23 protein-coding genes and 1 pseudogene are annotated in these 23,919 nt (G+C 49.7%); 17 read left to right on the plus strand and 7 right to left on the minus strand.

Features of this window, described 5'->3' with window-relative positions; translation table 11 throughout:
• Positions 1–348: 348 nt before the first annotated feature.
• Positions 349–1,569 (plus strand): peptide antibiotic transporter SbmA, encoded by a 1,221-nt coding sequence (gene sbmA / locus QUE74_RS02265; RefSeq protein ID WP_001353414.1) that lies wholly within the window; start codon positions 349–351, stop codon positions 1,567–1,569.
• Between the two features lie 12 nt (positions 1,570–1,581).
• Positions 1,582–2,676 (plus strand): surface-exposed outer membrane lipoprotein YaiW, encoded by a 1,095-nt coding sequence (gene yaiW, locus QUE74_RS02270; protein ID WP_000092059.1) that lies wholly within the window; start codon positions 1,582–1,584, stop codon positions 2,674–2,676.
• Positions 2,677–2,733: 57 nt separating this feature from the next.
• Here yaiW and QUE74_RS02275 read toward each other — a convergent pair whose 3' ends face one another.
• Positions 2,734–3,042, minus strand: coding sequence for a YaiY family protein (locus QUE74_RS02275; RefSeq protein WP_000763146.1), 309 nt, complete (start codon positions 3,040–3,042; stop codon positions 2,734–2,736).
• A 259-nt stretch (positions 3,043–3,301) separates the two neighbouring features.
• On the opposite strand from QUE74_RS02275, the gene QUE74_RS02280 reads away from it, so the two are divergent.
• Positions 3,302–3,514 carry a DUF2754 domain-containing protein gene (locus QUE74_RS02280; protein ID WP_000056900.1) on the plus strand — a complete coding sequence of 71 codons (213 nt, stop codon included), beginning with the start codon at positions 3,302–3,304 and terminating at the stop codon, positions 3,512–3,514.
• Between the two features lie 182 nt (positions 3,515–3,696).
• Here the strand turns inward: QUE74_RS02280 and ddlA are convergent, their stop codons facing one another.
• Entirely contained in the window at positions 3,697–4,791 is a 1,095-nt protein-coding gene (gene ddlA / locus QUE74_RS02285) for a D-alanine--D-alanine ligase (protein ID WP_000413663.1), read from the minus strand.
• 77 nt (positions 4,792–4,868) lie between these two features.
• Here ddlA and QUE74_RS02290 point away from each other — a divergent pair, with 77 nt between their 5' ends.
• From QUE74_RS02290 to adrA, 5 genes are all read left to right on the plus strand, one after another.
• Positions 4,869–5,072, plus strand: coding sequence for a hypothetical protein (locus QUE74_RS02290; protein WP_001353412.1), 204 nt, complete (start codon positions 4,869–4,871; stop codon positions 5,070–5,072).
• A gap of 181 nt (positions 5,073–5,253) precedes the next feature.
• Positions 5,254–5,514 carry an anti-adapter protein IraP gene (gene iraP, locus QUE74_RS02295; protein ID WP_000792970.1) on the plus strand — a complete coding sequence of 87 codons (261 nt, stop codon included), beginning with the start codon at positions 5,254–5,256 and terminating at the stop codon, positions 5,512–5,514.
• Positions 5,515–5,614: 100 nt separating this feature from the next.
• On the plus strand, positions 5,615–7,030 hold the full coding sequence (gene phoA, locus QUE74_RS02300) for an alkaline phosphatase (protein ID WP_286331896.1): 1,416 nt from the start codon (positions 5,615–5,617) through the stop codon (positions 7,028–7,030).
• A gap of 118 nt (positions 7,031–7,148) precedes the next feature.
• Positions 7,149–7,469, plus strand: coding sequence for a phosphate starvation-inducible protein PsiF (gene psiF / locus QUE74_RS02305; protein WP_001295332.1), 321 nt, complete (start codon positions 7,149–7,151; stop codon positions 7,467–7,469).
• A gap of 101 nt (positions 7,470–7,570) precedes the next feature.
• Positions 7,571–8,686, plus strand: a complete 1,116-nt coding sequence (gene adrA / locus QUE74_RS02310) for a diguanylate cyclase AdrA (protein ID WP_000484052.1) — start codon at positions 7,571–7,573, stop codon at positions 8,684–8,686.
• Positions 8,687–8,702: 16 nt separating this feature from the next.
• On the opposite strand, the gene proC is transcribed toward adrA, so the two are convergent.
• Positions 8,703–9,512: a pyrroline-5-carboxylate reductase gene (gene proC, locus QUE74_RS02315; protein WP_001295331.1), complete on the minus strand. Its 810-nt coding sequence runs from the start codon at positions 9,510–9,512 to the stop codon at positions 8,703–8,705.
• 119 nt (positions 9,513–9,631) lie between these two features.
• Here proC and QUE74_RS02320 point away from each other — a divergent pair, with 119 nt between their 5' ends.
• The 7 genes and pseudogenes from QUE74_RS02320 to QUE74_RS02350 all read left to right on the plus strand — a co-directional run bounded on the left by QUE74_RS02320 (position 9,632) and on the right by QUE74_RS02350 (position 15,204).
• On the plus strand, positions 9,632–10,090 hold the full coding sequence (locus tag QUE74_RS02320) for a YaiI/YqxD family protein (RefSeq protein ID WP_000158159.1): 459 nt from the start codon (positions 9,632–9,634) through the stop codon (positions 10,088–10,090).
• A gap of 182 nt (positions 10,091–10,272) precedes the next feature.
• On the plus strand, positions 10,273–10,797 hold the full coding sequence (aroL, locus tag QUE74_RS02325) for a shikimate kinase AroL (RefSeq protein WP_000193393.1): 525 nt from the start codon (positions 10,273–10,275) through the stop codon (positions 10,795–10,797).
• Positions 10,798–10,846: 49 nt separating this feature from the next.
• Positions 10,847–11,038 carry a protein YaiA gene (yaiA, locus tag QUE74_RS02330; protein WP_001142439.1) on the plus strand — a complete coding sequence of 64 codons (192 nt, stop codon included), beginning with the start codon at positions 10,847–10,849 and terminating at the stop codon, positions 11,036–11,038.
• A gap of 257 nt (positions 11,039–11,295) precedes the next feature.
• Entirely contained in the window at positions 11,296–11,973 is a 678-nt protein-coding gene (locus QUE74_RS02335) for an AroM family protein (RefSeq protein ID WP_001276407.1), read from the plus strand.
• Positions 11,974–12,044: 71 nt separating this feature from the next.
• Complete coding sequence (gene ppnP, locus QUE74_RS02340) at positions 12,045–12,329, plus strand: pyrimidine/purine nucleoside phosphorylase (RefSeq protein WP_000941942.1); 285 nt, start codon at positions 12,045–12,047, stop codon at positions 12,327–12,329.
• A gap of 143 nt (positions 12,330–12,472) precedes the next feature.
• Positions 12,473–14,752, plus strand: a pseudogene (locus QUE74_RS02345) (DUF2773 domain-containing protein).
• Positions 14,753–14,784: 32 nt separating this feature from the next.
• Positions 14,785–15,204 (plus strand): SF0329 family protein, encoded by a 420-nt coding sequence (locus QUE74_RS02350; RefSeq protein ID WP_241957439.1) that lies wholly within the window; start codon positions 14,785–14,787, stop codon positions 15,202–15,204.
• Positions 15,205–15,281: 77 nt separating this feature from the next.
• Here QUE74_RS02350 and rdgC read toward each other — a convergent pair whose 3' ends face one another.
• Positions 15,282–16,193 carry a recombination-associated protein RdgC gene (rdgC, locus tag QUE74_RS02355; RefSeq protein WP_001360438.1) on the minus strand — a complete coding sequence of 304 codons (912 nt, stop codon included), beginning with the start codon at positions 16,191–16,193 and terminating at the stop codon, positions 15,282–15,284.
• A 124-nt stretch (positions 16,194–16,317) separates the two neighbouring features.
• Here rdgC and mak point away from each other — a divergent pair, with 124 nt between their 5' ends.
• Complete coding sequence (mak, locus tag QUE74_RS02360) at positions 16,318–17,226, plus strand: fructokinase (RefSeq protein WP_001219294.1); 909 nt, start codon at positions 16,318–16,320, stop codon at positions 17,224–17,226.
• 131 nt (positions 17,227–17,357) lie between these two features.
• Here mak and araJ read toward each other — a convergent pair whose 3' ends face one another.
• The 3 genes from araJ to sbcD form a co-directional block, all read right to left on the minus strand.
• Complete coding sequence (gene araJ, locus QUE74_RS02365) at positions 17,358–18,542, minus strand: MFS transporter AraJ (protein ID WP_001360439.1); 1,185 nt, start codon at positions 18,540–18,542, stop codon at positions 17,358–17,360.
• A 125-nt stretch (positions 18,543–18,667) separates the two neighbouring features.
• Positions 18,668–21,811 carry an exonuclease subunit SbcC gene (gene sbcC / locus QUE74_RS02370; protein ID WP_000698966.1) on the minus strand — a complete coding sequence of 1,048 codons (3,144 nt, stop codon included), beginning with the start codon at positions 21,809–21,811 and terminating at the stop codon, positions 18,668–18,670.
• The gene (gene sbcD, locus QUE74_RS02375) at positions 21,808–23,010 is read right to left on the minus strand and encodes an exonuclease subunit SbcD (RefSeq protein WP_001221329.1); all 1,203 of its coding nucleotides are present in this window, start codon (positions 23,008–23,010) and stop codon (positions 21,808–21,810) included. Before sbcD ends, sbcC begins: the two co-directional genes overlap by 4 nt.
• 189 nt (positions 23,011–23,199) lie before the next feature.
• Here sbcD and phoB point away from each other — a divergent pair, with 189 nt between their 5' ends.
• Positions 23,200–23,889 carry a phosphate response regulator transcription factor PhoB gene (phoB, locus tag QUE74_RS02380; protein ID WP_000113933.1) on the plus strand — a complete coding sequence of 230 codons (690 nt, stop codon included), beginning with the start codon at positions 23,200–23,202 and terminating at the stop codon, positions 23,887–23,889.
• The last annotated feature ends 30 nt before the right edge of the window (positions 23,890–23,919 follow it).

Raw genomic sequence — 23,919 nt, forward strand, 5'->3', positions numbered from 1 at the left:
TGGTGTCCATAGATTGAATGAAGGTAACTGAGCGTATTTATACTACTCATTGATGGATTGCAAAGGGCGAATTAGTGCAATAATAGTGTTAAAAACCTAACGGCGCGTAAACACGATCTTTTTCCTGCTCACCAATGCCTGCATTTGTGATCCTGCGCGTGTTAATCCGCTAATGTAAATAATCTTTGGTTTGTGAAATCCGTCGAAACAATTCTTATGGTCAGGCTGGCGAACTATGCGCCTTGCTATGGGTCACAATGGGCGGTTTCATTTGGCTGATTCTTTGTAGCGGTCATGCGGTTAATACACAGCAGTTGTTAAAACGATAAGAAGTTAGCAGGAGTGCATATGTTTAAGTCTTTTTTCCCAAAGCCGGGAACGTTTTTTCTCTCGGCCTTTGTTTGGGCATTGATTGCCGTTATCTTCTGGCAAGCCGGTGGGGGGGATTGGGTGGCGCGCATCACCGGAGCTTCCGGGCAGATCCCAATTAGCGCCGCGCGTTTCTGGTCGTTAGATTTCCTGATTTTTTACGCTTACTACATTGTTTGCGTAGGGCTTTTTGCACTGTTCTGGTTTATTTATAGCCCGCATCGTTGGCAATACTGGTCAATACTCGGTACTGCGTTGATTATCTTCGTCACCTGGTTTTTGGTAGAAGTTGGAGTTGCCGTCAACGCCTGGTATGCGCCGTTTTATGATCTGATTCAAACTGCGCTAAGTTCGCCGCATAAAGTCACTATCGAACAATTTTACCGCGAAGTGGGTGTCTTTCTGGGGATTGCGCTGATCGCGGTGGTGATCAGTGTGCTGAACAACTTCTTTGTCAGTCACTACGTGTTCCGCTGGCGTACGGCGATGAACGAATATTACATGGCGAACTGGCAACAACTGCGTCATATCGAAGGTGCCGCCCAGCGTGTGCAGGAAGACACCATGCGTTTTGCTTCAACGCTTGAGAATATGGGCGTCAGTTTTATCAACGCTATCATGACGTTGATCGCCTTCCTGCCGGTACTGGTAACGCTCTCTGCGCATGTGCCAGAGCTGCCGATTGTCGGGCATATTCCGTATGGTCTGGTGATTGCTGCTATCGTATGGTCGTTGATGGGGACCGGATTACTGGCAGTGGTTGGGATCAAACTGCCGGGACTGGAGTTTAAAAATCAGCGTGTAGAAGCTGCCTACCGTAAAGAGTTGGTTTATGGTGAAGACGATGCATCGCGCGCGACGCCGCCTACGGTACGCGAGCTGTTTAGCGCCGTGCGGAAAAACTATTTCCGCCTCTATTTTCACTATATGTATTTCAACATCGCCCGCATTCTCTATTTGCAGGTCGATAACGTTTTCGGTTTGTTCTTGCTGTTTCCGTCGATTGTTGCCGGTACGATTACGCTCGGCCTGATGACGCAGATTACCAACGTTTTTGGTCAGGTTCGCGGTGCTTTTCAGTACCTGATTAACTCATGGACCACGCTGGTTGAGTTGATGTCTATCTACAAACGTCTGCGCAGCTTTGAACATGAGCTGGATGGTGACAAAATTCAGGAAGTAACCCATACCTTGAGTTAAAAAGGAGAAGTAATGTCGCGCGTCAATCATCTATCTTCGCTTTCGTTATTGGCGGTTCTGGTTTTAGCAGGGTGTAGTAGTCAGGCTCCGCAACCGTTGAAAAAGGGCGAAAAAGCGATAGATGTGGCGAGCGTCGTGCGGCAGAAGGTGCCCGCGAGTGTGAAAGACCGCGATGCCTGGGCGAAAGATCTTGCCACCACGTTTGAAAGTCAGGGGCTGGCACCGACGCTGGAAAATGTCTGCTCGGTGCTGGCGGTGGCGCAGCAGGAGTCAAATTATCAGGCAGATCCGCCCGTTCCGGGCTTAAGCAAGATAGCATGGCAAGAGATTGACCGTCGTGCCGAACGGATGCACATCCCTGCTTTTCTGGTTCATACCGCGCTAAAAATCAAATCGCCAAACGGCAAAAGTTATAGTGAGCGGTTAGATTCTGTGCGTACAGAAAAGCAATTAAGCGCGATTTTTGACGATTTGATCAGCATGGTGCCAATGGGGCAGACGCTGTTTGGTTCGCTTAATCCAGTGCGTACCGGTGGACCGATGCAGGTCAGCATTGCGTTTGCCGAACAGCATACCAAAGGGTATCCGTGGAAAATGGACGGTACAGTCCGTCAGGAAGTCTTCAGTCGCCGCGGCGGATTGTGGTTCGGAACTTACCATTTACTGAATTATCCTGCCAGTTATAGCGCGCCGATATACCGTTTTGCCGATTTTAACGCTGGCTGGTACGCCAGTCGTAATGCCGCTTTTCAGAACGCGGTCAGTAAGGCCACTGGCATAAAGCTGGCGCTGGACGGTGATTTAATTCGTTACGACAGTAAAGAACCTGGGAAAACAGAGCTGGCAACGCGCAAACTGGCAAGCAAACTGGGGATGAGCGACAGCGAAATTCGCCGTCAGTTAGAGAAAGGGGACAGCTTCTCTTTTGAGGAGACGGCGCTGTACAAGGAAGTTTATCAACTTGCCGAAGCAAAAACGGGTAGATCACTACCCCGCGAAATGTTGCCCGGCATCCAACTGGAAAGCCCGAAAATTACCCGCAATCTGACTACGGCCTGGTTTGCGAAGCGCGTAGATGAACGGCGGGCGCGTTGTATGAAACAGTAAGCAAAAGGCAACGCCAGGCCAGATAAGGCATTTTAGGCCGCATCTGGCAACCTACTCTTACTGGCGGCGATGTCGCCAGTGCAGCCATAGCGCCACCACTGCAAAAATGAAGCAGCCAATTAAAAATGGGATCAGCCCGAAAATGGTACCGACACCTAAACCAATTTCCACCCGTGGGCGGCCTGTTTCCTGAGCCTGCATTAAACGCTCATAGACGCCGGGCGCATGCACTAACAGGTTCAGCAATTGCGCCCCAGCCCAAAAGCAAAACAGCACAAACAACGCATAGGCAATGTTGCCAGGCGTAGAAGAGGCATTGCGATATTTTCCGCTAAACAGCGATTTTGACAGGGTGAAATCAGCCATAAAAACCTCCGGAAGTCATCTGCTTCTCTTCTGGTGTCATACCAGCGGCTTATGGCAAGTCTGACAGGTCATTAAGATTGTCAATATCAGAATCATGGTAAATTGATGTTGGGAATATTCCCGAAGCGGGAATATTTGTCACGAGTCACAAAACGGTAACTTTAAGTTAAATTTTTTAACGATACGGGAAATGCTGTCTACCCCACAGACGTAAGTTATCGATTATGCGAAGATGTTATTTTTCGTTAACGGAGCTGCCATGAGTCTGCCTGTAAAAATTCGCCGTGACTGGCACTACTATGCGTTCGCCATTGGCCTGATATTCATTCTTAATGGCGTGGTGGGGTTACTGGGATTTGAAGCAAAAGGTTGGCAGACCTATGCCGTTGGTCTGGTGACGTGGGTGATTAGTTTCTGGCTCGCGGGGCTGATTATTCGTCGTCGCGATGAAGAAACTGAAAACGCCCAATAACAGAGGATTGGGCGTTCTGGGGGCTGACAAAGTGCTCGTTGTTTTTGCCGGATGCGGCGCGAACGCCTTATCCTGCCTACAAAATCAGTATATTGCAATTATCTTGTAGGCCTGATAAGCAAAGCGCATCAGGCAATCTTACAGTCTTAAATGCCCAATAACAGTTATTGGGCATTTAAAAATTACATCGTGGTTTTCAATGCGTTATCCGCAGCGTGACGCTCCAGCGCCAACTCGATCAGACGTGTGATCAGGTCGGTGTAACCCAAACCGCTGGCTTGCCACAGCTTCGGATACATACTGATGTTGGTGAAGCCTGGCAGTGTGTTGATCTCGTTGATTACCACTTCGTTCTCTGGGGTTAAAAACACGTCTACACGCGCCATGCCTGCGCAACCCAACGTTTGATAAGCCTGAACGGCAATTGCCCGGATCATATCGTTAATTTCAGGCGTAATGGCTGCCGGAACCACCACTTTCGCGCCATCTTCGTCAATGTACTTGGTGTCGTAGGCATAGAAATCGCTGGTTAGTACGATCTCGCCACAGGTACTGGCTTGCGGATTGTCGTTGCCCAGAACCGCGCATTCGATCTCACGACCTTTGATCCCTTGCTCAACGATCACTTTATGATCGAACTCGAACGCCAGATCGACGGCAATTGCGTACTCTTCTTCACTGGTTACTTTGCTGACACCAACAGAAGAGCCTTGGTTAGCGGGTTTTACAAACAGCGGTAACCCCAGTTTTGACTTCACTTCGGCAAAACTGATGTTTTGACGATTGGTGCGTGTCAGGGTAATAAATGGCGCAATGTTCAGCCCGGCATCGCGTAGCAGACGTTTGGTGACATCTTTATCCATACAGGCCGCTGACGCCAAAACATCAGAACCCACAAACGGTAAATTGGCGACCCGCAGCATTCCCTGCAAGGAACCATCTTCGCCTAGCGTACCGTGAACAATCGGGAAAATGACATCCACCGTCGGCAATGGCTGACCGTTTTGCGCGTCGATAAGCTGATGCTCATGTTTACCAGGCACCTGCGCAAGACTGGTCGCCGAAGGGCGCAACGCAATATGGGCAGGATCGTCTGCATTTAGCAGATAATTGTTGGCATCGCTGACGTGCCATTGCCCTTGTTTATCAATGCCCAGCAGCACAACGTCGAAGCGACTTTTATCAATGGCATCGACAATGTTTTTTGCCGATTGCAAAGACACTTCATGTTCCGCTGATTTACCACCAAAAACGATTCCTACCCGCAGTTTTTCCATCTTGAAAACCTATCCCGTCTAACACAAAGTGCATACATTACCACGACAAAACGGGGGATTCGCGGCCTTCTGACAGAATGTTGCAATCTTCTACTGACAAAGTGTGCAACGTACTGGTGAAGAAAGTGCGTTATCTCAAAGATGTGCGCAAGATCACAAAAATGATGAACGGGAAGCTAATTTATTCCTGGTTTAAATGGCCATGCAGTGAGTTTTTTTCTCTTAATTATAAGTTAGCAAAGAGAATATATTTCATAACTTTTACTTATAATAAAGGTTGATAATTAAAAACCTATACTTTGTATGGTTACTTATTTAAATAAGAGAAACGTTTCGCTGATAAATATGGAAAAAATATTTGCGCAAAGTATTTCATTCGTCATAAAAATACTACCTCCAGACACTATGAAGTTGTGAAGCATAATGTTAACTTCTCCATACTTTGGATAAGGAAATACAGACATGAAAAATCTCATTGCTGAGTTGTTATTTAAGCTTGCCCAAAAAGAAGAAGAGTCGAAAGAACTGTGCGCGCAGGTAGAAGCACTGGAGATTATCGTCACTGCAATGCTTCGTAATATGGCGCAAAATGACCAACAGCGGTTGATTGATCAGGTAGAGGGGGCGCTTTACGAGGTAAAGCCCGATGCCAGCATTCCTGACGACGATACGGAGCTGCTGCGCGATTATGTAAAGAAGTTATTGAAGCATCCTCGTCAGTAAAAAGGTAATCTTTTCAACAGCTGTCATAAAGCTGTCACGGCTGAGACTTATAGTCGCTTTGTTTTTATTTTTTAATGTATTTGTACATGGAGAAAATAAAGTGAAACAAAGCACTATTGCACTGGCACTCTTACCGTTACTGTTTACCCCTGTGACAAAAGCCCGGACACCAGAAATGCCTATTCTGGAAAACCGGGCTGCTCAGGGCGATATTACTGCACCCGGCGGTGCTCGCCGCTTAACGGGTGATCAGAGCGCCGCTCTGCGTGATTCTCTTAGCGATAAGCCTGCAAAAAATATTATTTTGCTGATTGGCGATGGGATGGGGGATTCGGAAATTACTGCCGCACGTAATTATGCCGAAGGTGCGGGCGGCTTTTTTAAAGGTATTGATGCCTTACCGCTTACTGGGCAATACACTCACTATGCGCTGAATAAAAAAACCGGCAAACCGGACTACGTTACCGACTCGGCTGCATCAGCAACTGCCTGGTCAACCGGTGTCAAAACCTATAATGGCGCATTGGGTGTCGATATTCATGAAAAAGATCACCCAACGATTCTGGAAATGGCAAAAGCCGCAGGGCTGGCGACCGGTAACGTTTCTACCGCAGAGTTGCAGGATGCCACTCCCGCCGCGTTGGTGGCGCATGTGACTTCGCGCAAATGCTACGGTCCGAGCGCGACCAGTGAAAAATGTCCGGGTAACGCGCTGGAAAAAGGCGGAAAAGGATCGATTACCGAACAGCTGCTTAACGCCCGTGCCGATGTTACGCTTGGCGGCGGCGCAAAAACCTTTGCGGAAACGGCAACCGCTGGTGAATGGCAGGGAAAAACGCTGCGTGAACAGGCGCAGGTGCGTGGTTATCAGTTAGTGAACGATGCTGCCTCGCTGAACGCGGTGACGGAAGCGAACCAGCAAAAACCCCTGCTTGGCCTGTTTGCTGACGGCAATATGCCAGTGCGCTGGCAAGGACCGAAAGCAACGTACCACGGCAATATCGACAAGCCCGCAGTTACCTGTACGCCTAATCCGCAACGTAATGACAGCGTACCGCCCCTGGCGCAGATGACTGATAAAGCCATTGAATTGTTGAGTAAAAATGAGAAAGGCTTTTTCCTGCAAGTTGAAGGTGCATCAATCGATAAACAGGATCACGCGGCGAATCCTTGTGGGCAAATTGGCGAGACGGTCGATCTCGACGAAGCCGTACAACGGGCGCTGGAATTCGCTAAAAAGGATGGCAACACGCTGGTCATAGTCACCGCTGATCACGCCCACGCCAGCCAGATTGTCGCGCCGGACACCAAAGCGCCGGGCCTCACCCAGGCGCTAAATACCAAAGATGGCGCGGTGATGGTAATGAGTTACGGGAACTCCGAAGAGGATTCACAAGAACATACCGGTAGTCAGCTGCGTATTGCGGCGTATGGCCCACATGCCGCCAATGTCGTTGGACTGACCGACCAGACCGATCTCTTCTACACCATGAAAGCCGCCCTGGGGCTGAAATAAAACCGCGCCCGGCGGTGAATTTTCGCTGTCGGGTGGTTTTTTTGCGGTTAGCAACCAGACTTAATGGCAGATCACGGGCGCAAACGCTCATGGTTAAAACATGAAGAGGGATGGTGCTATGAAAATAACATTACTGGTTACCTTGCTTTTCGGACTGGTTTTTTTAACCACCGTCGGCGCTGCCGAGAGAACCTTAACCCCGCAACAACAGCGTATGACCTCCTGTAATCAGCAGGCGACGGCGCAGGCGTTGAAAGGGGATGCTCGTAAGACCTACATGAGTGATTGCCTGAAGAACAGCAAGTCTGCGCCTGGTGAAAAAAGTTTGACGCCACAGCAGCAAAAGATGCGCGAATGTAATAATCAAGCAACGCAACAATCTCTGAAAGGTGATGATCGTAATAAGTTTATGAGCGCCTGCCTCAAGAAAGCCGCCTGATACCTGATAGTGCTAACGGGTGAGCTACGAAAATGGCTCACCCGAAATTTCATACTTCTGCCTTTAGCCCCGTCTCTATAATTTGGGAAAATTGTTTCTGAATGTTCCCAAAAATAATGAATGATGAAAACTTTTTCAAAAAAGCGGCGGCGCATGGGGAGGAACCTCCTTTAACTCCTCAAAACGAACATCAGCGGTCCGGGCTGCGCTTCGCCCGTCGCGTCAGACTACCCCGCGCGGTTGGCCTGGCTGGCATGTTCTTACCGATTGCTTCAACGCTGGTTTCGCACCCGCCGCCGGGCTGGTGGTGGCTGGTGTTGGTCGGCTGGGCGTTCGTCTGGCCGCATTTAGCCTGGCAGATTGCGAGTAGGGCTGTCGATCCGCTTAGCCGGGAAATTTATAACTTAAAAACCGATGCAGTATTAGCGGGAATGTGGGTAGGCGTAATGGGCGTAAACGTGCTGCCTTCCACCGCGATGTTGATGATTATGTGTCTGAATTTGATGGGGGCAGGCGGCCCCCGTCTGTTTGTCGCGGGTCTGGTGTTGATGGTGGTTTCCTGCCTTGTCACCCTCGAATTGACGGGCATCACCGTGTCGTTCAATAGTGCGCCGCTGGAATGGTGGCTCTCCCTTCCCATTATCGTCATTTATCCTATGCTGTTTGGCTGGGTCAGCTACCAGACGGCAACCAAACTGGCGGAACATAAACGCAGGTTGCAGGTCATGAGTACCCGCGACGGTATGACGGGCGTGTATAACCGACGTCATTGGGAAACGATGTTACGCAATGAATTTGATAACTGTCGGCGGCATAACCGCGATGCGACGTTACTGATTATCGATATCGACCATTTCAAGAGCATCAACGATACCTGGGGCCATGATGTGGGCGATGAAGCGATTGTGGCGCTTACCCGACAATTACAAATTACCCTGCGCGGTAGCGATGTGATTGGTCGGTTTGGTGGCGATGAGTTTGCGGTGATCATGTCCGGTACGCCAGCTGAGAGCGCCATTACCGCCATGTTACGGGTACATGAAGGGCTAAATACGTTACGTTTGCCGAATACACCGCAGGTGATGTTACGGATTAGTGTGGGTGTCGCGCCGCTGAATCCACAAATGAGTCACTATCGGGAGTGGTTGAAATCGGCAGATTTGGCGCTCTACAAAGCAAAGAAAGCCGGACGTAACCGCACCGAAGTGGCGGCCTGACGTCCGGCGAAAGTCATCAGGATTTGCTGAGTTTTTCTGATTTTTCCATACACTTCGTCATCGCTTCGATCACTGCGGCACGGAAGCCTTTCTCTTCCAGTACGCGTACCGCTTCAATAGTAGTGCCTCCTGGTGAGCAGACCATATCTTTCAGTGCGCCCGGATGTTCTCCCGTTTCAAGTACCATTTTCGCGGAACCCATTACCGCCTGAGCGGCAAATTTATACGCCTGGGCGCGTGGCATCCCGCCCAGCACGGCGGCGTCGGCCATCGCTTCGATAAACATAAAGACGTAGGCTGGCGAAGAACCGCTCACACCGACCACCGGGTGGATCATCGGCTCGGCAATTACTTCCGCTTCGCCAAAGCAGCGGAAAATATTCAGCACATCAGCGGTATCTTCTGGGGTTACCAGCGCGTTTGGCGTTACGGAGGTCATCCCGGCATTAACCAGTGCGGGAGTGTTCGGCATGGCGCGGATAATTTTCCGGTCATGGCCCAGCGCGCGGGCAAGCTGGTCGAGCGTGACACCTGCTGCAATAGAAACGACCAGAGAGTCTTTATTCAGGCTGGAGGTGATTTCGCTAAGCACTTTAATCATGATGCCTGGTTTAACGGCGGCAAAAATGATGTCGGCGATTTGCGCCACTTCTTGCGCCGATTCTGCGGCGTTGATGCCGAACTGGTCATGCAGGGCGGCGACTTTATCCGGGGAGGGGGTATATACCCAGATTTGCCCTGGAAGCACCTGACCGCTGGCAATCAGACCGCCGAGAATGGCTTTTCCCATATTGCCGCAGCCAATAAAACCGATTTTCTTTTCCATTGCCTCACTCCTGCCGTGAAATTCATTGTTTTGATAATCGCTGGCAGAAGCATAAACAGAACTATGCCGGAAGGCAAAAGCGCGACACAATAGAGAATTACCCAACAAAGGATGACTTTATGACAATTTGGGTGGATGCCGACGCGTGTCCCAATGTAATTAAAGAGATTTTGTATCGCGCGGCTGAACGTATGCAGATGCCGCTGGTGCTGGTAGCAAACCAGAGTTTACGCGTACCGCCTTCGCGATTTATTCGAACGCTGCGCGTCGCGGCAGGTTTCGACGTTGCCGATAACGAAATTGTCCGGCAGTGTGAAGCTGGCGATTTGGTGATCACCGCAGATATTCCTTTGGCTGCTGAAGCCATCGAGAAAGGCGCTGCGGCGCTTAATCCACGCGGCGAACGTTACACACCAGCGACCATTCGTGAGCGCCTGACGATGCGCGATTTTATGGATACCTTACGCGCCAGTGGGATCCAGACCGGGGGACCAGATAGCCTTTCACAACGTGACCGCCAGGCCTTTGCCGCGGAGCTGGAGAAGTGGTGGCTGGAAGTGCAACGTAGTCGTGGCTGAATGTAATTTATTATTTACACTTCATTCTTGAAAATTTATTGGTATAGTAAGGGATGTATTAAAATTTTCACTTTAAGTGGAATTTTTTCTTTACAATCGAAATTGTACTAGTTTGATGGTATGATCGCTATTCTCATGACACCGGCTTTCGCCGCATTGCGACCTATTGGGGAAAACCCACGATGACACAACCTCTTTTTCTGATCGGGCCTCGGGGCTGTGGTAAAACAACGGTCGGAATGGCCCTTGCCGATTCGCTTAACCGTCGATTTGTCGATACCGACCAGTGGTTGCAATCACAGCTCAATATGACGGTCGCGGAGATCGTCGAAAGGGAAGAGTGGGCGGGATTCCGCGCCAGAGAAACGGCGGCGTTGGAAGCGGTAACTGCGCCATCCACCGTTATCGCCACGGGCGGCGGCATTATCCTGACGGAATTTAATCGTCACTTTATGCAAAATAACGGGATCGTGGTTTATTTGTGTGCGCCAGTATCAGTCCTGGTTAACCGACTGCAAGCTGCACCGGAAGAAGATTTACGGCCAACCTTAACGGGGAAACCGCTGAGCGAAGAAGTTCAGGAAGTGCTGGAAGAACGCGATGCGCTATATCGCGAAGTTGCGCATATTATCATCGACGCAACAAACGAACCCAGCCAGGTGATTTCTGAAATTCGTAGCGCCCTGGCACAGACGATCAATTGTTGATTTTCGAGCGCCTATACTTAACGTTCATCCCGTGAAATAAGGAAGAACGATGCCAACGAAACCGCCTTATCCTCGTGAAGCATATATAGTGACGATTGAAAAAGGAAAGCCAGGACAGACGGTAACCTGGTACCAACTCAGAGCCGATCATCCTAAACCAGACTCGTTGATCAGTGAACATCCGACCGCTCAGGAAGCGATGGATGCGAAAAAACGCTATGAGGACCCTGACAAAGAGTGACCGCATCAGACTGCTCGGAAGGGATTCTGAGTGCCACCACAAGGGATCTGCGTCACATTTTTCACAATTCATGTTTTTCAAATAATTAGAATATTAAACAATAACAATCCATTACTGGAATCATTTGGAATCTTTACATTATGCCGTGCAGGTCTGCTGCTACGCTTTTTGTCATTTGTAGCACAGGTAAGTGTCGGCAGTGGTGCTTAGCGCTTGCCCGGTAATTAACGACGAAATAAAAGTAAGGTGGAAGAACAATGAGTGCGTCGTTGGCGATCCTGACCATCGGCATTGTACCTATGCAGGAAGTTTTGCCGCTCCTGACAGAATACATTGACGAAGATAATATTTCCCATCATAGCCTGCTGGGGAAGTTAAGCCGCGAAGAAGTGATGGCGGAGTACGCGCCAGAAGCAGGCGAAGACACAATTCTCACATTATTAAATGACAACCAACTGGCCCATGTCTCGCGTCGCAAAGTGGAGCGTGACTTACAAGGTGTGGTTGAAGTGCTCGATAATCAGGGCTACGACGTCATTATATTAATGAGTACAGCAAACATTAGGAGTATGACTGCGCGTAATACGATCTTTCTTGAGCCGTTGCGAATATTGCCACCGCTGGTTTCATCTATTGTTGAAGATCATCAGGTGGGGGTTATCGTACCGGTTGAAGAGCTACTGACCGTTCAGGCGCAAAAATGGCAAATTTTGCAGAAACCGCCAGTATTTTCATTGGGTAACCCCATTCATGATTCGGAACAAAAAATCATTGATGCCGGGAAAGAATTACTGGCAAAAGGCGCAGATGTCATCATGCTGGATTGTTTGGGATTTAACCAACGTCATCGCGATTTACTGCAAAAACAGCTCGATGTTCCTGTCTTGCTCTCTAACGTATTGATTGCACGGCTAGCTGCGGAATTACTGGTGTAATTTTGCGTGACAGCCAGCGCCTCTGGCCCCTATAGTGAAGTAGATGTTCAACTACCAGACAGGGCCAGTTTATGCTTCAAAGTAATGAGTACTTTTCCGGCAAAGTGAAATCGATCGGCTTTTCCAGCAGCAGCACTGGTCGCGCCAGCGTGGGTGTTATGGTTGAAGGCGAATACACCTTCAGCACCGCTGAGCCTGAAGAGATGACGGTAATCAGTGGTGCGCTGAATGTGTTACTGCCTGACGCGACCGACTGGCAAGTGTATGAAGCCGGTTCGGTGTTTAATGTTCCCGGTCACAGCGAGTTTCATCTGCAAGTTGCCGAACCCACCTCTTATCTGTGCCGCTATCTGTAATTCCTCGCCTTCCCCATGAACGGGAGGGCATTTTTCTGAAATATCCTCTCTTTAACCCATAATAATATTTCCTTTGCTGAGATTTTTTCGATTTCCGATATATTCATAATTCATCAAGGTTGATATAAATATCAGTGAAGATTATGAATAGAATTAATATATTGGTCATCTGTATGGTCGTGTTTTTTATGACTGGCAATGCATGTGCCACAGAGTGGATCAGTAGCGAGGACCTTATCACCTCTGACTTTCATCTTATGACGGCAGATGAGCGCAACGTGGTTAAAGCGGCAACCAACGATAGTATGGAAGCTGCTTATATGCTAAAAGATAATATCCGCTGGTATTATCATAATGGTGACCTATCATTACCCGCTAACTTCAGCAATCAAAATAAACTGGTGGTGAACGGTAATTTAACGATTTCCGGCGATTATGATGATTATCTGTCAGGTAATGGTCATCTGATTGTATTAGGTAATGTTATTGTCGACAACTTTATTAATCATGATTTCGCGTATGTGAAAGGGCAGATGACAGCGAAAGGTTTGGTTTATGCTGATTATAATGATCACAACTTTGAAGTGATGAAAGGAATTAGCGCGCGAGGCATTATTGTTTCCGATAAAGCAACGCAATTTGAGGTCATCAAAGCTGAGTTTTATATCAATGAAGATGAAAGCGGTGAAGGATATAGCTGGGATGAGAATATTCAAAAATCCTATTCACTGGTGAATCCCGACTTTTACGATCATACTGAAATCGAAACCGATAATATTTCCAATGCGTATCCTGACTATGATAGCGTCGTAGACAATATAATTCAGGGGTTACCTGTTTTTCGAGATAAAGCTGCTCCTGAAATTAATGAGAAATTAAAATGGATTGAAACGGGGAAACTCGATAATTTCCTTGCGGATAAAATAAAGCATGAAGATCCACTGGTGGCACGTTTTCTGACTCATATAGAAAGTTTGTCAACCGCCGTTATGCTGCAACTGTTACAGCACCCCGATGACCAGACGCGTGAATCAATGGCGCAGTCCTGGCCTGCTCAACACATGCATTTGCTTACCGATGAATTAATTAAAGATGAAGCTGTTGCCAGAGGGCTGGTTAAAAACAGTAACATTTCCGCCGAAGTGAATAAAAAATTAATGTCTGTACCCGTCGAGAGCGTACAGCTGGAGCAGGCCAGACAGGATAATCTTTCTCCTGATATTGTTGTGTCGTTAAGTCAAAGCCCTTTTCTCAGTGTGCGCAAGACATTAATCAGCCATTACGATTACGCCTGGCTGGTTCCAACTGCAGTGGTTGATGAATTGATAAATAGCGAAGATCCGGAGTTACGCGAAAGAATTACCGGAACCGATTTAACCGCACAACAAGCGGTGTTGTTGAGTAAAGATAAATCGCTGAAAGTTCGTCAAGCATTAGCCCGGACGCTTACTGAACTAAAAATCACCCAACAGTCAGCGACCCTGAGGACAGAGGATGTTGAACGTATCGCAGAACAAATGTATCTGGATAATAAAGAAAATAAAAATATCGTGAAGGCGTTATTTGTCGCTTTGCCGGAGTCGCGTCAACTGACTTTGGCAAAAGAAGATGTGCACAATTTACGTGACGGCATGCGTTATCTGACCTCGAAGGAAGGGATTAGTTATCTACTGAATCAGCATGACATTCCCAGCATCTGGTATGAGCTGGCACGCGATAAATTGTTACCTCTGGAGTATAAGAAACAATTATGGCAACACACCTTAAAATTAATGATGAGTAAACGGCAAGAAGATCAAGAGCAAGCCTACGAAGTACAGCTGGCGCTGATTGATAATGGTATTATTGACGAAGAGATGCTTAATAATGCTATCGATTTACTGGTTTATTTACCTGCTGAATACCGCTATCGGATGCGAAACCAGTTATTTGATAATAAAGATTTACCCTCCGGAATTATCAACAAACTCGATCAACAGTATCGTTTTAACTCCGACTGGGCGTAGTCTGTTGTCAGTATGAAAAATAGCACCCGTAGACAAAGTGAAAGAGGATTACTCCGCTGGAATCATGAGGAAAGCGATATTTTTGCGGAGCTGGATACGATAAAAGATAAATCAGATGATGAATGGTGGTGCGGATTGCTGAAAAGTCACAATGATCATTTGCGGCAGACGGCGTTGCACAATGTACATACCCCAGCCTCTTTGTTAACGACATTGACTGAGTCACAGGATCGGGCGCTGGCTATTAATAATTCACAGTTGGCTGCCGATGTGAAAACGGCGTGGTTAAAAGAGGATCCATCATTAATCTTATTTGTCGATCAGCCCGATCTTTCGCAGTTACGTGATTTAGTGAAAACCGGGGCAACGCGGCAAATTCGCAGTGAAGCGCGTAACCGGCTTGAGGAAAAACAATGACACAACGCCCCTGAAGCAAGTTACAGCGGGAGATTTATGACTTACTGACGCCAACGATCAACCTGCAAATTCACTGTACCCGTTATCCCATGCGCAGCCAAAATGGTGGAAGCACCGATTTACCGCGTTATTGGATCACGTTGGATAAAGACGTGATCTGGGATTACCCAAAAGACTTTATGGCAGGCAATGGTGGAGTGCGTAATTTTCATGGTGAAACTTGCTGGTATCCTTATCTGACGGATATTTGTTCAATTTCTGATTTATTGCGTGAATATATTGATACCCCAAAAGCGGAGCTGTTAACGAAACAATTTACCAGCGATAAATGGGGGTTAGTGAATATTCTGCGTGCCGCTGACAGGCGAATAGGGATGAGACGGTTGGATCAGTTACGGCGTAAAACGCATAATATTGCTGCGCTAAAAATTATTGCCCGCCGTAGCGAATGATTATATGCCTGGTGTGGATTCGTACGCCGGATAAGACGCCGCAGGCGTCGCATCCGGCATTAAAGGCAAATCAGCAATTAACGTTGTGCTTCGCCACCTAATCCTTCGATCAGGTTGTGGATTAATGCTGCCAGTTCACCGGTCATCAGGATGAAATCGGCATCAAAACGTTGGGCAAAATCTTCACGGTCGATATCTTCGTTTTGATCGCGCAGCTCGTCGCAAAACTTCAGACGCTTGAGTGAACCATCGTCGCACATCACAAACTGAATGCGCTGCTGCCAGTCGAGCGCCAGTTTAGTCACCACTTTTCCTGCTTCAATGTGGTTGGTGATTTCTTCGCTGGTCAAATCTTGTTTCTTCGCGCGGATCACGCCGCCATCTTCCAGCAACGATTTCAGTTCGGCTTCATCAAGCAGCTGGAAGCCTTGTGCCGCACTACCAGAGCGTACCCATTCGGTCAGCGTCAGTTCAATCGGGTTTTCCATGCTCAATGGTACAACCGGTAACGACCCCAGGCTTTTACGCAGTAATGCCAGCGTATCTTCTGCTTTTTTGGCACTGGCGCAGTCCACCATAATCAAACCGTTTACCGTGTCGATCCACATCATGGTTTGGCTGAAACGGCTGAAAGCGCGCGGCAGAAGAGAGTGCAGCACTTCATCTTTCAGCGAATCTTTTTCGGTTTTCTTCAGCTTGCGCGCCTGTTCCGCTTCCAGCTTGGCGATTTTTGCTTCCAGCGCCTGTTTAATCACCGGAGACGGGAGGATTTTTTCTTCTTTGCGTGCGCAGATAACAATTTGACCATTGGCAACGTGCGTTAACGCATCGCTGTGCGATCCCATCGGAGGAACCCAGCCCATCTTCGCCATGTCCTGTCTGCCGCATGGGGTAAATGCCATCGAGGCTAGCTGTTTTTCCATCTCTTCTGCACGCAGCGAAATCTCGCGGCTAAGACGGTAAACCATTAAATTTTTGAACCACAGCATGATAATTTCCACGGCCTTGTCGTTAAATTTAGCGGGCATGATAACGAATTGTCGGCGGCCTTGCATTGCCAATCCGGTTGTCCGTCTCTACGCTATTGATATTGAAAAAAATAAGGAGAGTACCGTGCGTATAGGTATCGATTTAGGCGGCACTAAAACTGAAGTGATTGCACTGGGCGATGCAGGGGAGCAGTTGTATCGTCATCGTCTGCCCACGCCGCGTGATGATTACCATCAGACCATCGAAACGATCGCCACGTTGGTTGATATGGCGGAGCAGGCGACAGGGCAGCGCGGAACGGTAGGCATGGGCATTCCAGGCTCGATTTCGCCTTACACTGGCGTGGTGAAAAATGCCAATTCAACCTGGCTTAACGGTCAGCCATTTGATAAAGATTTAAGCGCGCGGTTGCAACGGGAAGTGCGGTTGGCAAATGACGCCAACTGTCTGGCGGTCTCGGAAGCGGTAGATGGCGCAGCAGCGGGAGCGCAGACGGTATTTGCCGTGATTATCGGCACGGGATGCGGCGCGGGCGTAGCGTTCAATGGTCGAGCGCATATCGGCGGCAATGGCACGGCAGGCGAGTGGGGACACAATCCGCTACCGTGGATGGACGAAGATGAACTGCGTTATCGCGAGGAAGTCCCTTGTTATTGCGGTAAACAAGGTTGTATTGAAACCTTTATTTCGGGCACGGGATTCGCGACGGATTATCGTCGTTTGAGCGGACATGCGCTGAAAGGCAGTGAAATTATCCGCCTGGTAGAAGAAAGCGATCCGGTAGCGGAACTGGCATTGCGTCGCTACGAGCTGCGGCTGGCAAAATCGCTGGCACACGTAGTGAATATTCTCGATCCGGATGTGATTGTGTTGGGGGGAGGGATGAGCAATGTAGATCGTTTATATCAAACGGTTCCGCAGTTGATTAAACAATTTGTCTTCGGCGGCGAATGTGAAACGCCGGTGCGTAAGGCGAAACATGGTGATTCCAGTGGCGTACGCGGCGCTGCGTGGTTATGGCCACAAGAGTAAAAAAACCAGGCAATTGGTGCATCATGCCTGATGCGACGCTTGCCGCGTCTTATCAGGCCTACAAAATGAGCAGCCCGCGTAGGTCGGATAAGACGCTCGCGCCGCATCCGACAACAAGCAGTGACTGCAACCTATCCCACTGGTTTCGCCAGCACCGGACTATCCGCCGCTTGCTGGCGCTTATAGCGACCATACAGCAGCAACGACGACATCGCAGCAAACGAAAGCAGGGCGGCAGGCAGCGCCACGTAATTATAAGTCAGCCCCAGCGTCAGCATCATACCTCCGCAATATGCGCCGACCGCGCTACCGAGGTTAAACGCTATTTGCCCACCTGCGGCACCTAATAATTCTCCACCTTTGGCATTTTGCAGTAACAATATTTGCAGTGGTGCTGAAAGGGCAAATAATCCCGCGCAACAAATAAAAGCAAAAATAAGCGACGTTGTTTTCATGCCGCCGAAGAAAAAGAGCATCAGCAATGCCAGCACAATAATGAAATCAGTCACTGCCGCAATGCGTAGTGGTGAATAACGTCCTGAAATCCGGCCACTTAGCACATTCCCCAACACCATCCCCAGCCCAACTAACATCATAATAAAGGTCATCGCCGTTTCCGAAAAACCGGAAATAAACATCATGTATGGCTTTACGTAGCTGAACCAGGCAAATACACCCGCGTTGCCAAACATCGTGGCAGCGAAAATTAACCACGGGGCCGGGCTGCGCAAAAAGTGAAATTGTTCGCGCAGCTTTCCTTTCGCCTCGTCGCGAATATCCGGCACCCAAAAATAGACCGATGCCATCACCGCGATATTAAACACAGAGATCAATAAAAAGGTGTAACGCCAGCTAAACTCCTGACTTAAATACGTCCCCAGCGGAATGCCCAGCAAATTGGCAACTGTCATCCCCGAAACCATCCCCGCCACGGCGGCGGTGACTTTGCCGGGTTTGATAATTTTCGATAACACAATCGCCCCGACGCCAAAAAAAGCGCCATGCGGAAAGCCGGAAACCAGCCGACCAAGGGCGAGCATCAGGTAAGACGAAGAGAGCGTGAACATGGCATTGCCAATAACGCACAACGCCACCAGAAACAACAAGATATGTTTGAGCGAGTAGCGGCTGGAAAAGAGTGCGATGATTGGTGCACCGACCACCACCCCCAGCGCATAATACGAGATCATATGCCCGGCGGCAGGAATCGAAATACCTACGTTATGTGCCAGCTCCGTAAGCACGCCCATAATGCCAAATTCGGCCATTCCCAAACCAAACGTGCCCAGAGCCAAAGATAAAATAACTTTTTTCATACCACCATCACAACCACCAGAACGGCTACCAATCACCGTAGCCAATAAAGTGATAGCTTGCAGGATAACGGCCAGCGAGGCCAAGAGATAATTCGCCCCTCTGTATTCATTATCCTGCTGAATAGTTATTTCACTGCAAATGCATTTTCCAGCTTGCTGTAGCCTAGTCCGTTGATCTTCTTCACTTTGATCTGCACCGGAATACGCTCTTTCATCGCTTCAACGTGGCTAATCACACCGATAGTTTTACCACTGGCATTCAGAGCATCCAGGGCATCAAGGGCGGTATCCAGTGTTTCGCTATCCAGCGTGCCGAAACCTTCATCGAGGAACAGCGAGTCAATACGCGTTTTATGGCTGACCAGATCCGAAAGTGCCAGCGCCAGCGCCAGACTGACGAGAAAACTTTCGCCGCCAGAAAGCGTACGGGTATCGCGTACCGCGTCTGCCTGCCAGGTATCGACAACCTCGACTTCCAGCGCCTCGCTGGCTTTGCGCTGTAACAGATAGCGCCCGTGTAACCGGGTAAGTTGCTGATTAGCGAGATGGACTAAATTATCCAGCGTCAGTCCCTGGGCAAACTTGCGGAATTTATCGCCCTCTTTGGAACCTATTAGCGAATTCAGATATCCCCAGTCCTCAACCTGCTGCGTCATTTGAGCAATTTGCTGCATTAAGGTTTGTTGTTGCTGACGGTTTTCCGCATCCTGTTTCAGCTGTTGACGAATCTCGCCCTGACTCGTGGTGTTTTCACGCAACTTTTGGTTAGTTTGTGCTAACTCTTGTTTAATCTGTTCCATCGTCATAGAGAGATCTAACCCGTCAGGTCGGTGATGCTGATGCTGTACCAGCGTTTCTGCTGTCTGAGCGGTCAACGTTTGCGCCTGACGGCGCTGGTTTTCCAGATTCTGTTTGAGCTGTTCCAGTTGCGTTAGTGTTCGTTCATCCATCAGTGCTGCAAGGAACGCCTGTTGATCGTCAAAGACGCTGGCCTGTAGCGCGGTGTCAAACTGCGCCTGGGCTTTTTGCAGACTTTGTGTCGCCAGAACGCCCTGCTGCTGCAACGTTTGCTGCTGGCTTTGTAACGCGAGACATTGTTCATGAATTTGCCGCCAGTTTTCCAGTGCCACTGTTTCTTCGCTGTGCGGTAACTCATCACCTTGCGGTAACGTATCCAGAATCGGCGTCAGTTGCTGAATACGGTTTTGCAGCGTGGTTAATTCGTTCTGACGCTGTTGCCAGCTCTGCGCTTCTTGCTGACGTGTCGCTAACCAGCTCTCTTCTTCATTTTCCTGTGGCAATGCCAGCGCGTAACTCGCTAATGCCGCAGAGAGTTGCTGCTGGCGTTGTTCAATTTGCTGTTGATACTGGATAATTTGTTGATTATGCGCAGCAATCTGCCCTTGTAATTCATGTCGTTGGCTGAGTAACCGCAACTGGCGTTCATGTTCATCTTGTGCATCCAGCCACGGTTGAATGTCGTTCTGTGGCTGCAAGGTGATATTGAGGCTGGCTGTGACAGCTCGCCACTGTTGAGTAAGTGCTTGCTCATCTTGTCGGAGGCTTTGCGCTTCGTTCTCATCGCGCTGAAGCTGCTTCGTTAATGCATCCAGTTGCCCGCGCAGCGCCGCGCCTTCCTCCCCGAGCTTTTTCACTTCGTTTTCAAGCGTCAGTAAGCGGGCCTGATTAACACCCGGTTCCAGTGCCTGATACGCCTCTACTGCCGGGTGGCTGGTGGAACCACAAAGTGGGCAAGGCTGACCTGCCTGTAACTGCGCACGTTGAGCTTCCAGCGTTTTGATGCGCGCTTCCTGCTCGCAAATGGTTTTCACATCGGCAAGTTGTTGCGTTTTTTCTTTATAACGCTGGCGCATTTCGTTAAGTGCGGCGTTACGTTGCGTCTGTTCCTGCGTGACATTCTGGATAGCGACCTGTAATTGCGCCAGGCGTTTTTGTTGGGGAACAATCTGCCCATGCAGCGCGACCAGGCGCTGACGCAGCGTGCGTTGCTCAGCATGTTGCGCCAGGGCGCTAGCAACTTCATCGGCGCTCAACGTCAACGAGATCGCCGGAAGTGAATTAAGTTTTTGCTCTGCATGGGTTAACTGTTGCTGCCATTGCCGCAGATGCTCGCGATCGCTGGTTTGTTGGGAGAACTGCGCACGCCAACCCGCCAGTTCGTTGTTCCACTGACGGAAGCGGTCGTGTTCCTGTAACCAGGCATTCAGGCTTTGTTGCTGCTGCTGTAATTCTGCAGACTGCTTCGCCGCGTGGTGGCGAATGCTCGCACGAAGCGCCATTGTGCGCTGTAAGCGAGTATTTACTTCTTCAATCTGCTGGCGAGTATGCGCCAGTGCCGCAGTGTGTTCTGCGATGCGTTCCCAGTGCGGACGAAGATTTCGCGCCGGTTGTGCCAGACTGAGCGCCGCCAGTTGAGGTTGCGCTTTTTCTTCTTCGGCTAACGCCTGTTGCAATGCCTGCTGACGGCGGCTGGCTTCTTGCTGCAATTCGTCCAGACGCGTTAACCAGTTTAGCGATTGTTGTTCTTGCTGCTGTGCGGCGAGTAACTGTTTCTCTTCGACAGTGAGTACCTGCAAACTTTCTGTCAGCGATTGCACTTGTTCTGGCGCTAATAACGCGACGCCGCTGGCCTGCGCTTGCAGTTTCTCCAGCTCAGTGCGGGCCGATTTGTGCTGCTCAAAGACCATCGCAGAGATTTGCCCGTAGATTTCGGTGCCGGTTAATTCCTCGAGCAATTCCGCGCGTTCTTTTGGTTTGGCATTCAGGAAGGCAGCAAATTGCCCCTGCGAAAGCAGCATCGAACGGGTGAAACGCCCATAATCCAGTCCGGTTAACGTCGCCGTCAGTTCCAGCTTATCTTTCACTTTGTCAGCGAGAATTTTGCCATCGGTACAGCGCGCCAGCTCTACGCGCGGCACCTGCAAATTACCGTCTGGCTGGTTACGCGCCCGATTCTGGCTCCAGAAGGCACGGTACGCTTCACCTTTGACTTCAAACTCCACTTCCGCCAGACATTCGGCGGTATCGCGGGTCATTAGATCATTTTGCGATTGTGAAACGTTAGAAAGGCGCGGAGTTTCGTGATACAGCGCCAGGCAAATGGCATCCAGCAGGGTGGTTTTCCCCGCGCCGGTTGGGCCGGTAATCGCAAACAGCCCATTGCTGGCGAACGGCTCGCGGGTGAAATCAATCTTCCATTCGCCTTTTAACGAGTTCAGGTTTTTCAGGCGCAGGCTGAGAATTTTCATGCTTCGTGTTCTCCGGCGAGGGTCTGCAGCGTCGTGGTGAAAAGATGTTGCAGACGTTGCTGCTGTGATTCATCCAGTTCTTCCAGTGCGAGACGACGATTAAACACCTCTTCGACGCTGAGTTCGCTGAGGGTTTCACGCTGTTGGCTGGCTAACACACGCTCGCGCTGTTCACGGCTGCGGCGTACCAGCAATACTTCGACAGGCAGTGATTCAGTTAATGCCTGGATTTTGCGCTGAATATCATGCAGATACTCATCAGTAGTGATTTCGATATCCAGCCAGACAGGTGGTTCCTGTGATACATCGCGCCACTGTTCCAGCTGTTCGGTAATCGACGCCAGATCGCCTTTCAGTACCGCCATCGGTTGCGTTATCGGCACGCTCAGGTTTTCCACGCTCTCTAATTTGCCGTTTGAAAATGTCACCAGATGGACATATTTACTTTTTCCGCATTCATCAAAACTCAGTGGAATGGGGGAACCGCAATAGCGAACATGTTCCATGCCGCCAATAATCTGTGCGCGGTGAATATGCCCGAGCGCGATGTAGTCGGCTGGCGGAAAGTTTTGTGCCGGGAAGGCGTCCAGCGTGCCAATATAAATGTCACGCACGGCGTCACTTTTGCTGGCACCAACGGTCGTTAAATGCCCCGTGGCGATGATGGGCAGAGGCTGATCGCCGCGCAGTTTGCAGGCATCGGCATAATGTTGTTGGTAATAATCGGTAATAGCCGCCAGCAAATGTTGTTGTTTTTCAATACCGTTAAGCCCCGCCTGGCTGGTAATAATGTCACGCGGGCGTAAAAAAGGAATGGGGCACAGCACTGCGCCTGGCGTCCCGTCGCGACGAGGCAAGATTTGCGGCGCATGTCCGGCGCTGGCGACCACGGTAGTATTGAGGAACGCCATGATATCGCGCGATTCATTCAGCGTGGCGACCGAGTCATGGTTTCCTGCCAGTACCACCAGATGACAGCCCGTTTGCTGTAAATTGACAACAAAACGGTTGTATAACGTGCGGGCGTAACTGGGTGGTGATCCGGTATCGAAAACATCACCGGCAACAATAATCGCATCCACCTGATGGGTTTGCGCTGTTTCCAGCAGCCAGTCAAGAAAGGCCTGGTGTTCAGCTTCGCGGCTTTTACTGTAGAAGTTCTGGCCGAGATGCCAGTCTGAGGTGTGAAGGATGCGCATAACGATTCCCTGGCGAAAAAGCATGGGCGCGATTATACCCAAACAGATGTGCCATTTGCTTTTTTCTGCGCCACGGAAATCAACTACCTGAAGATATGTGCGACGTGCTTTTCATAAATCTGTCATAAATCTGACGCATAATGACGTCGCATTAATGATCGCAACCTATTTATTACAACAGGGCAAATCATGGCGAGACGTATTCTGGTCGTAGAAGATGAAGCTCCAATTCGCGAAATGGTCTGCTTCGTGCTCGAACAAAATGGCTTTCAGCCGGTCGAAGCGGAAGATTATGACAGTGCTGTGAATCAACTGAATGAACCCTGGCCGGATTTAATTCTCCTTGACTGGATGTTACCTGGCGGCTCCGGTATCCAGTTCATCAAACACCTCAAGCGCGAGTCGATGACCCGAGATATTCCAGTGGTGATGCTGACCGCCAGAGGGGAAGAAGAAGATCGCGTGCGCGGCCTTGAAACCGGTGCGGATGACTATATCACCAAGCCGTTTTCGCCGAAGGAACTGGTGGCGCGAATCAAAGCGGTAATGCGCCGTATTTCGCCAATGGCGGTGGAAGAGGTGATCGAGATGCAGGGGCTCAGTCTCGACCCGACATCTCACCGGGTGATGGCGGGCGAAGAACCGCTGGAGATGGGGCCGACAGAATTTAAACTGCTGCACTTTTTTATGACACATCCCGAGCGCGTGTACAGCCGCGAGCAGCTGTTAAACCACGTCTGGGGAACCAACGTATATGTGGAAGACCGCACGGTCGATGTTCACATTCGTCGCCTGCGTAAGGCACTGGAGCCCGGCGGACATGACCGCATGGTGCAGACCGTACGCGGTACAGGATATCGTTTTTCAACCCGCTTTTAACGCCTTGCTCATCGGACGCAGAGCAGGGCT

The sequence above is a fragment of the Escherichia sp. 10290 genome, assembly GCF_030295155.1.
GTDB lineage: Bacteria > Pseudomonadota > Gammaproteobacteria > Enterobacterales > Enterobacteriaceae > Escherichia > Escherichia coli_F.

What these genes read in the sequence shown, in the direction of transcription:
- sbmA (WP_001353414.1), top strand. Translation starts at nt 349, where the DNA reads ATGTTTAAGTCTTTTTTCCCAAAGCCGGGAACGTTTTTTCTCTCGGCC.
- yaiW (WP_000092059.1), top strand. Translation starts at nt 1,582, where the DNA reads ATGTCGCGCGTCAATCATCTATCTTCGCTTTCGTTATTGGCGGTTCTG.
- QUE74_RS02275 (WP_000763146.1), bottom strand. Translation starts at nt 3,042, where the DNA reads ATGGCTGATTTCACCCTGTCAAAATCGCTGTTTAGCGGAAAATATCGC.
- QUE74_RS02280 (WP_000056900.1), top strand. Translation starts at nt 3,302, where the DNA reads ATGAGTCTGCCTGTAAAAATTCGCCGTGACTGGCACTACTATGCGTTC.
- ddlA (WP_000413663.1), bottom strand. Translation starts at nt 4,791, where the DNA reads ATGGAAAAACTGCGGGTAGGAATCGTTTTTGGTGGTAAATCAGCGGAA.
- QUE74_RS02290 (WP_001353412.1), top strand. Translation starts at nt 4,869, where the DNA reads ATGTTGCAATCTTCTACTGACAAAGTGTGCAACGTACTGGTGAAGAAA.
- iraP (WP_000792970.1), top strand. Translation starts at nt 5,254, where the DNA reads ATGAAAAATCTCATTGCTGAGTTGTTATTTAAGCTTGCCCAAAAAGAA.
- psiF (WP_001295332.1), top strand. Translation starts at nt 7,149, where the DNA reads ATGAAAATAACATTACTGGTTACCTTGCTTTTCGGACTGGTTTTTTTA.
- adrA (WP_000484052.1), top strand. Translation starts at nt 7,571, where the DNA reads ATGTTCCCAAAAATAATGAATGATGAAAACTTTTTCAAAAAAGCGGCG.
- proC (WP_001295331.1), bottom strand. Translation starts at nt 9,512, where the DNA reads ATGGAAAAGAAAATCGGTTTTATTGGCTGCGGCAATATGGGAAAAGCC.
- QUE74_RS02320 (WP_000158159.1), top strand. Translation starts at nt 9,632, where the DNA reads ATGACAATTTGGGTGGATGCCGACGCGTGTCCCAATGTAATTAAAGAG.
- aroL (WP_000193393.1), top strand. Translation starts at nt 10,273, where the DNA reads ATGACACAACCTCTTTTTCTGATCGGGCCTCGGGGCTGTGGTAAAACA.
- yaiA (WP_001142439.1), top strand. Translation starts at nt 10,847, where the DNA reads ATGCCAACGAAACCGCCTTATCCTCGTGAAGCATATATAGTGACGATT.
- QUE74_RS02335 (WP_001276407.1), top strand. Translation starts at nt 11,296, where the DNA reads ATGAGTGCGTCGTTGGCGATCCTGACCATCGGCATTGTACCTATGCAG.
- ppnP (WP_000941942.1), top strand. Translation starts at nt 12,045, where the DNA reads ATGCTTCAAAGTAATGAGTACTTTTCCGGCAAAGTGAAATCGATCGGC.
- rdgC (WP_001360438.1), bottom strand. Translation starts at nt 16,193, where the DNA reads ATGCTGTGGTTCAAAAATTTAATGGTTTACCGTCTTAGCCGCGAGATT.
- araJ (WP_001360439.1), bottom strand. Translation starts at nt 18,542, where the DNA reads ATGAAAAAAGTTATTTTATCTTTGGCTCTGGGCACGTTTGGTTTGGGA.
- sbcC (WP_000698966.1), bottom strand. Translation starts at nt 21,811, where the DNA reads ATGAAAATTCTCAGCCTGCGCCTGAAAAACCTGAACTCGTTAAAAGGC.
- sbcD (WP_001221329.1), bottom strand. Translation starts at nt 23,010, where the DNA reads ATGCGCATCCTTCACACCTCAGACTGGCATCTCGGCCAGAACTTCTAC.
- phoB (WP_000113933.1), top strand. Translation starts at nt 23,200, where the DNA reads ATGGCGAGACGTATTCTGGTCGTAGAAGATGAAGCTCCAATTCGCGAA.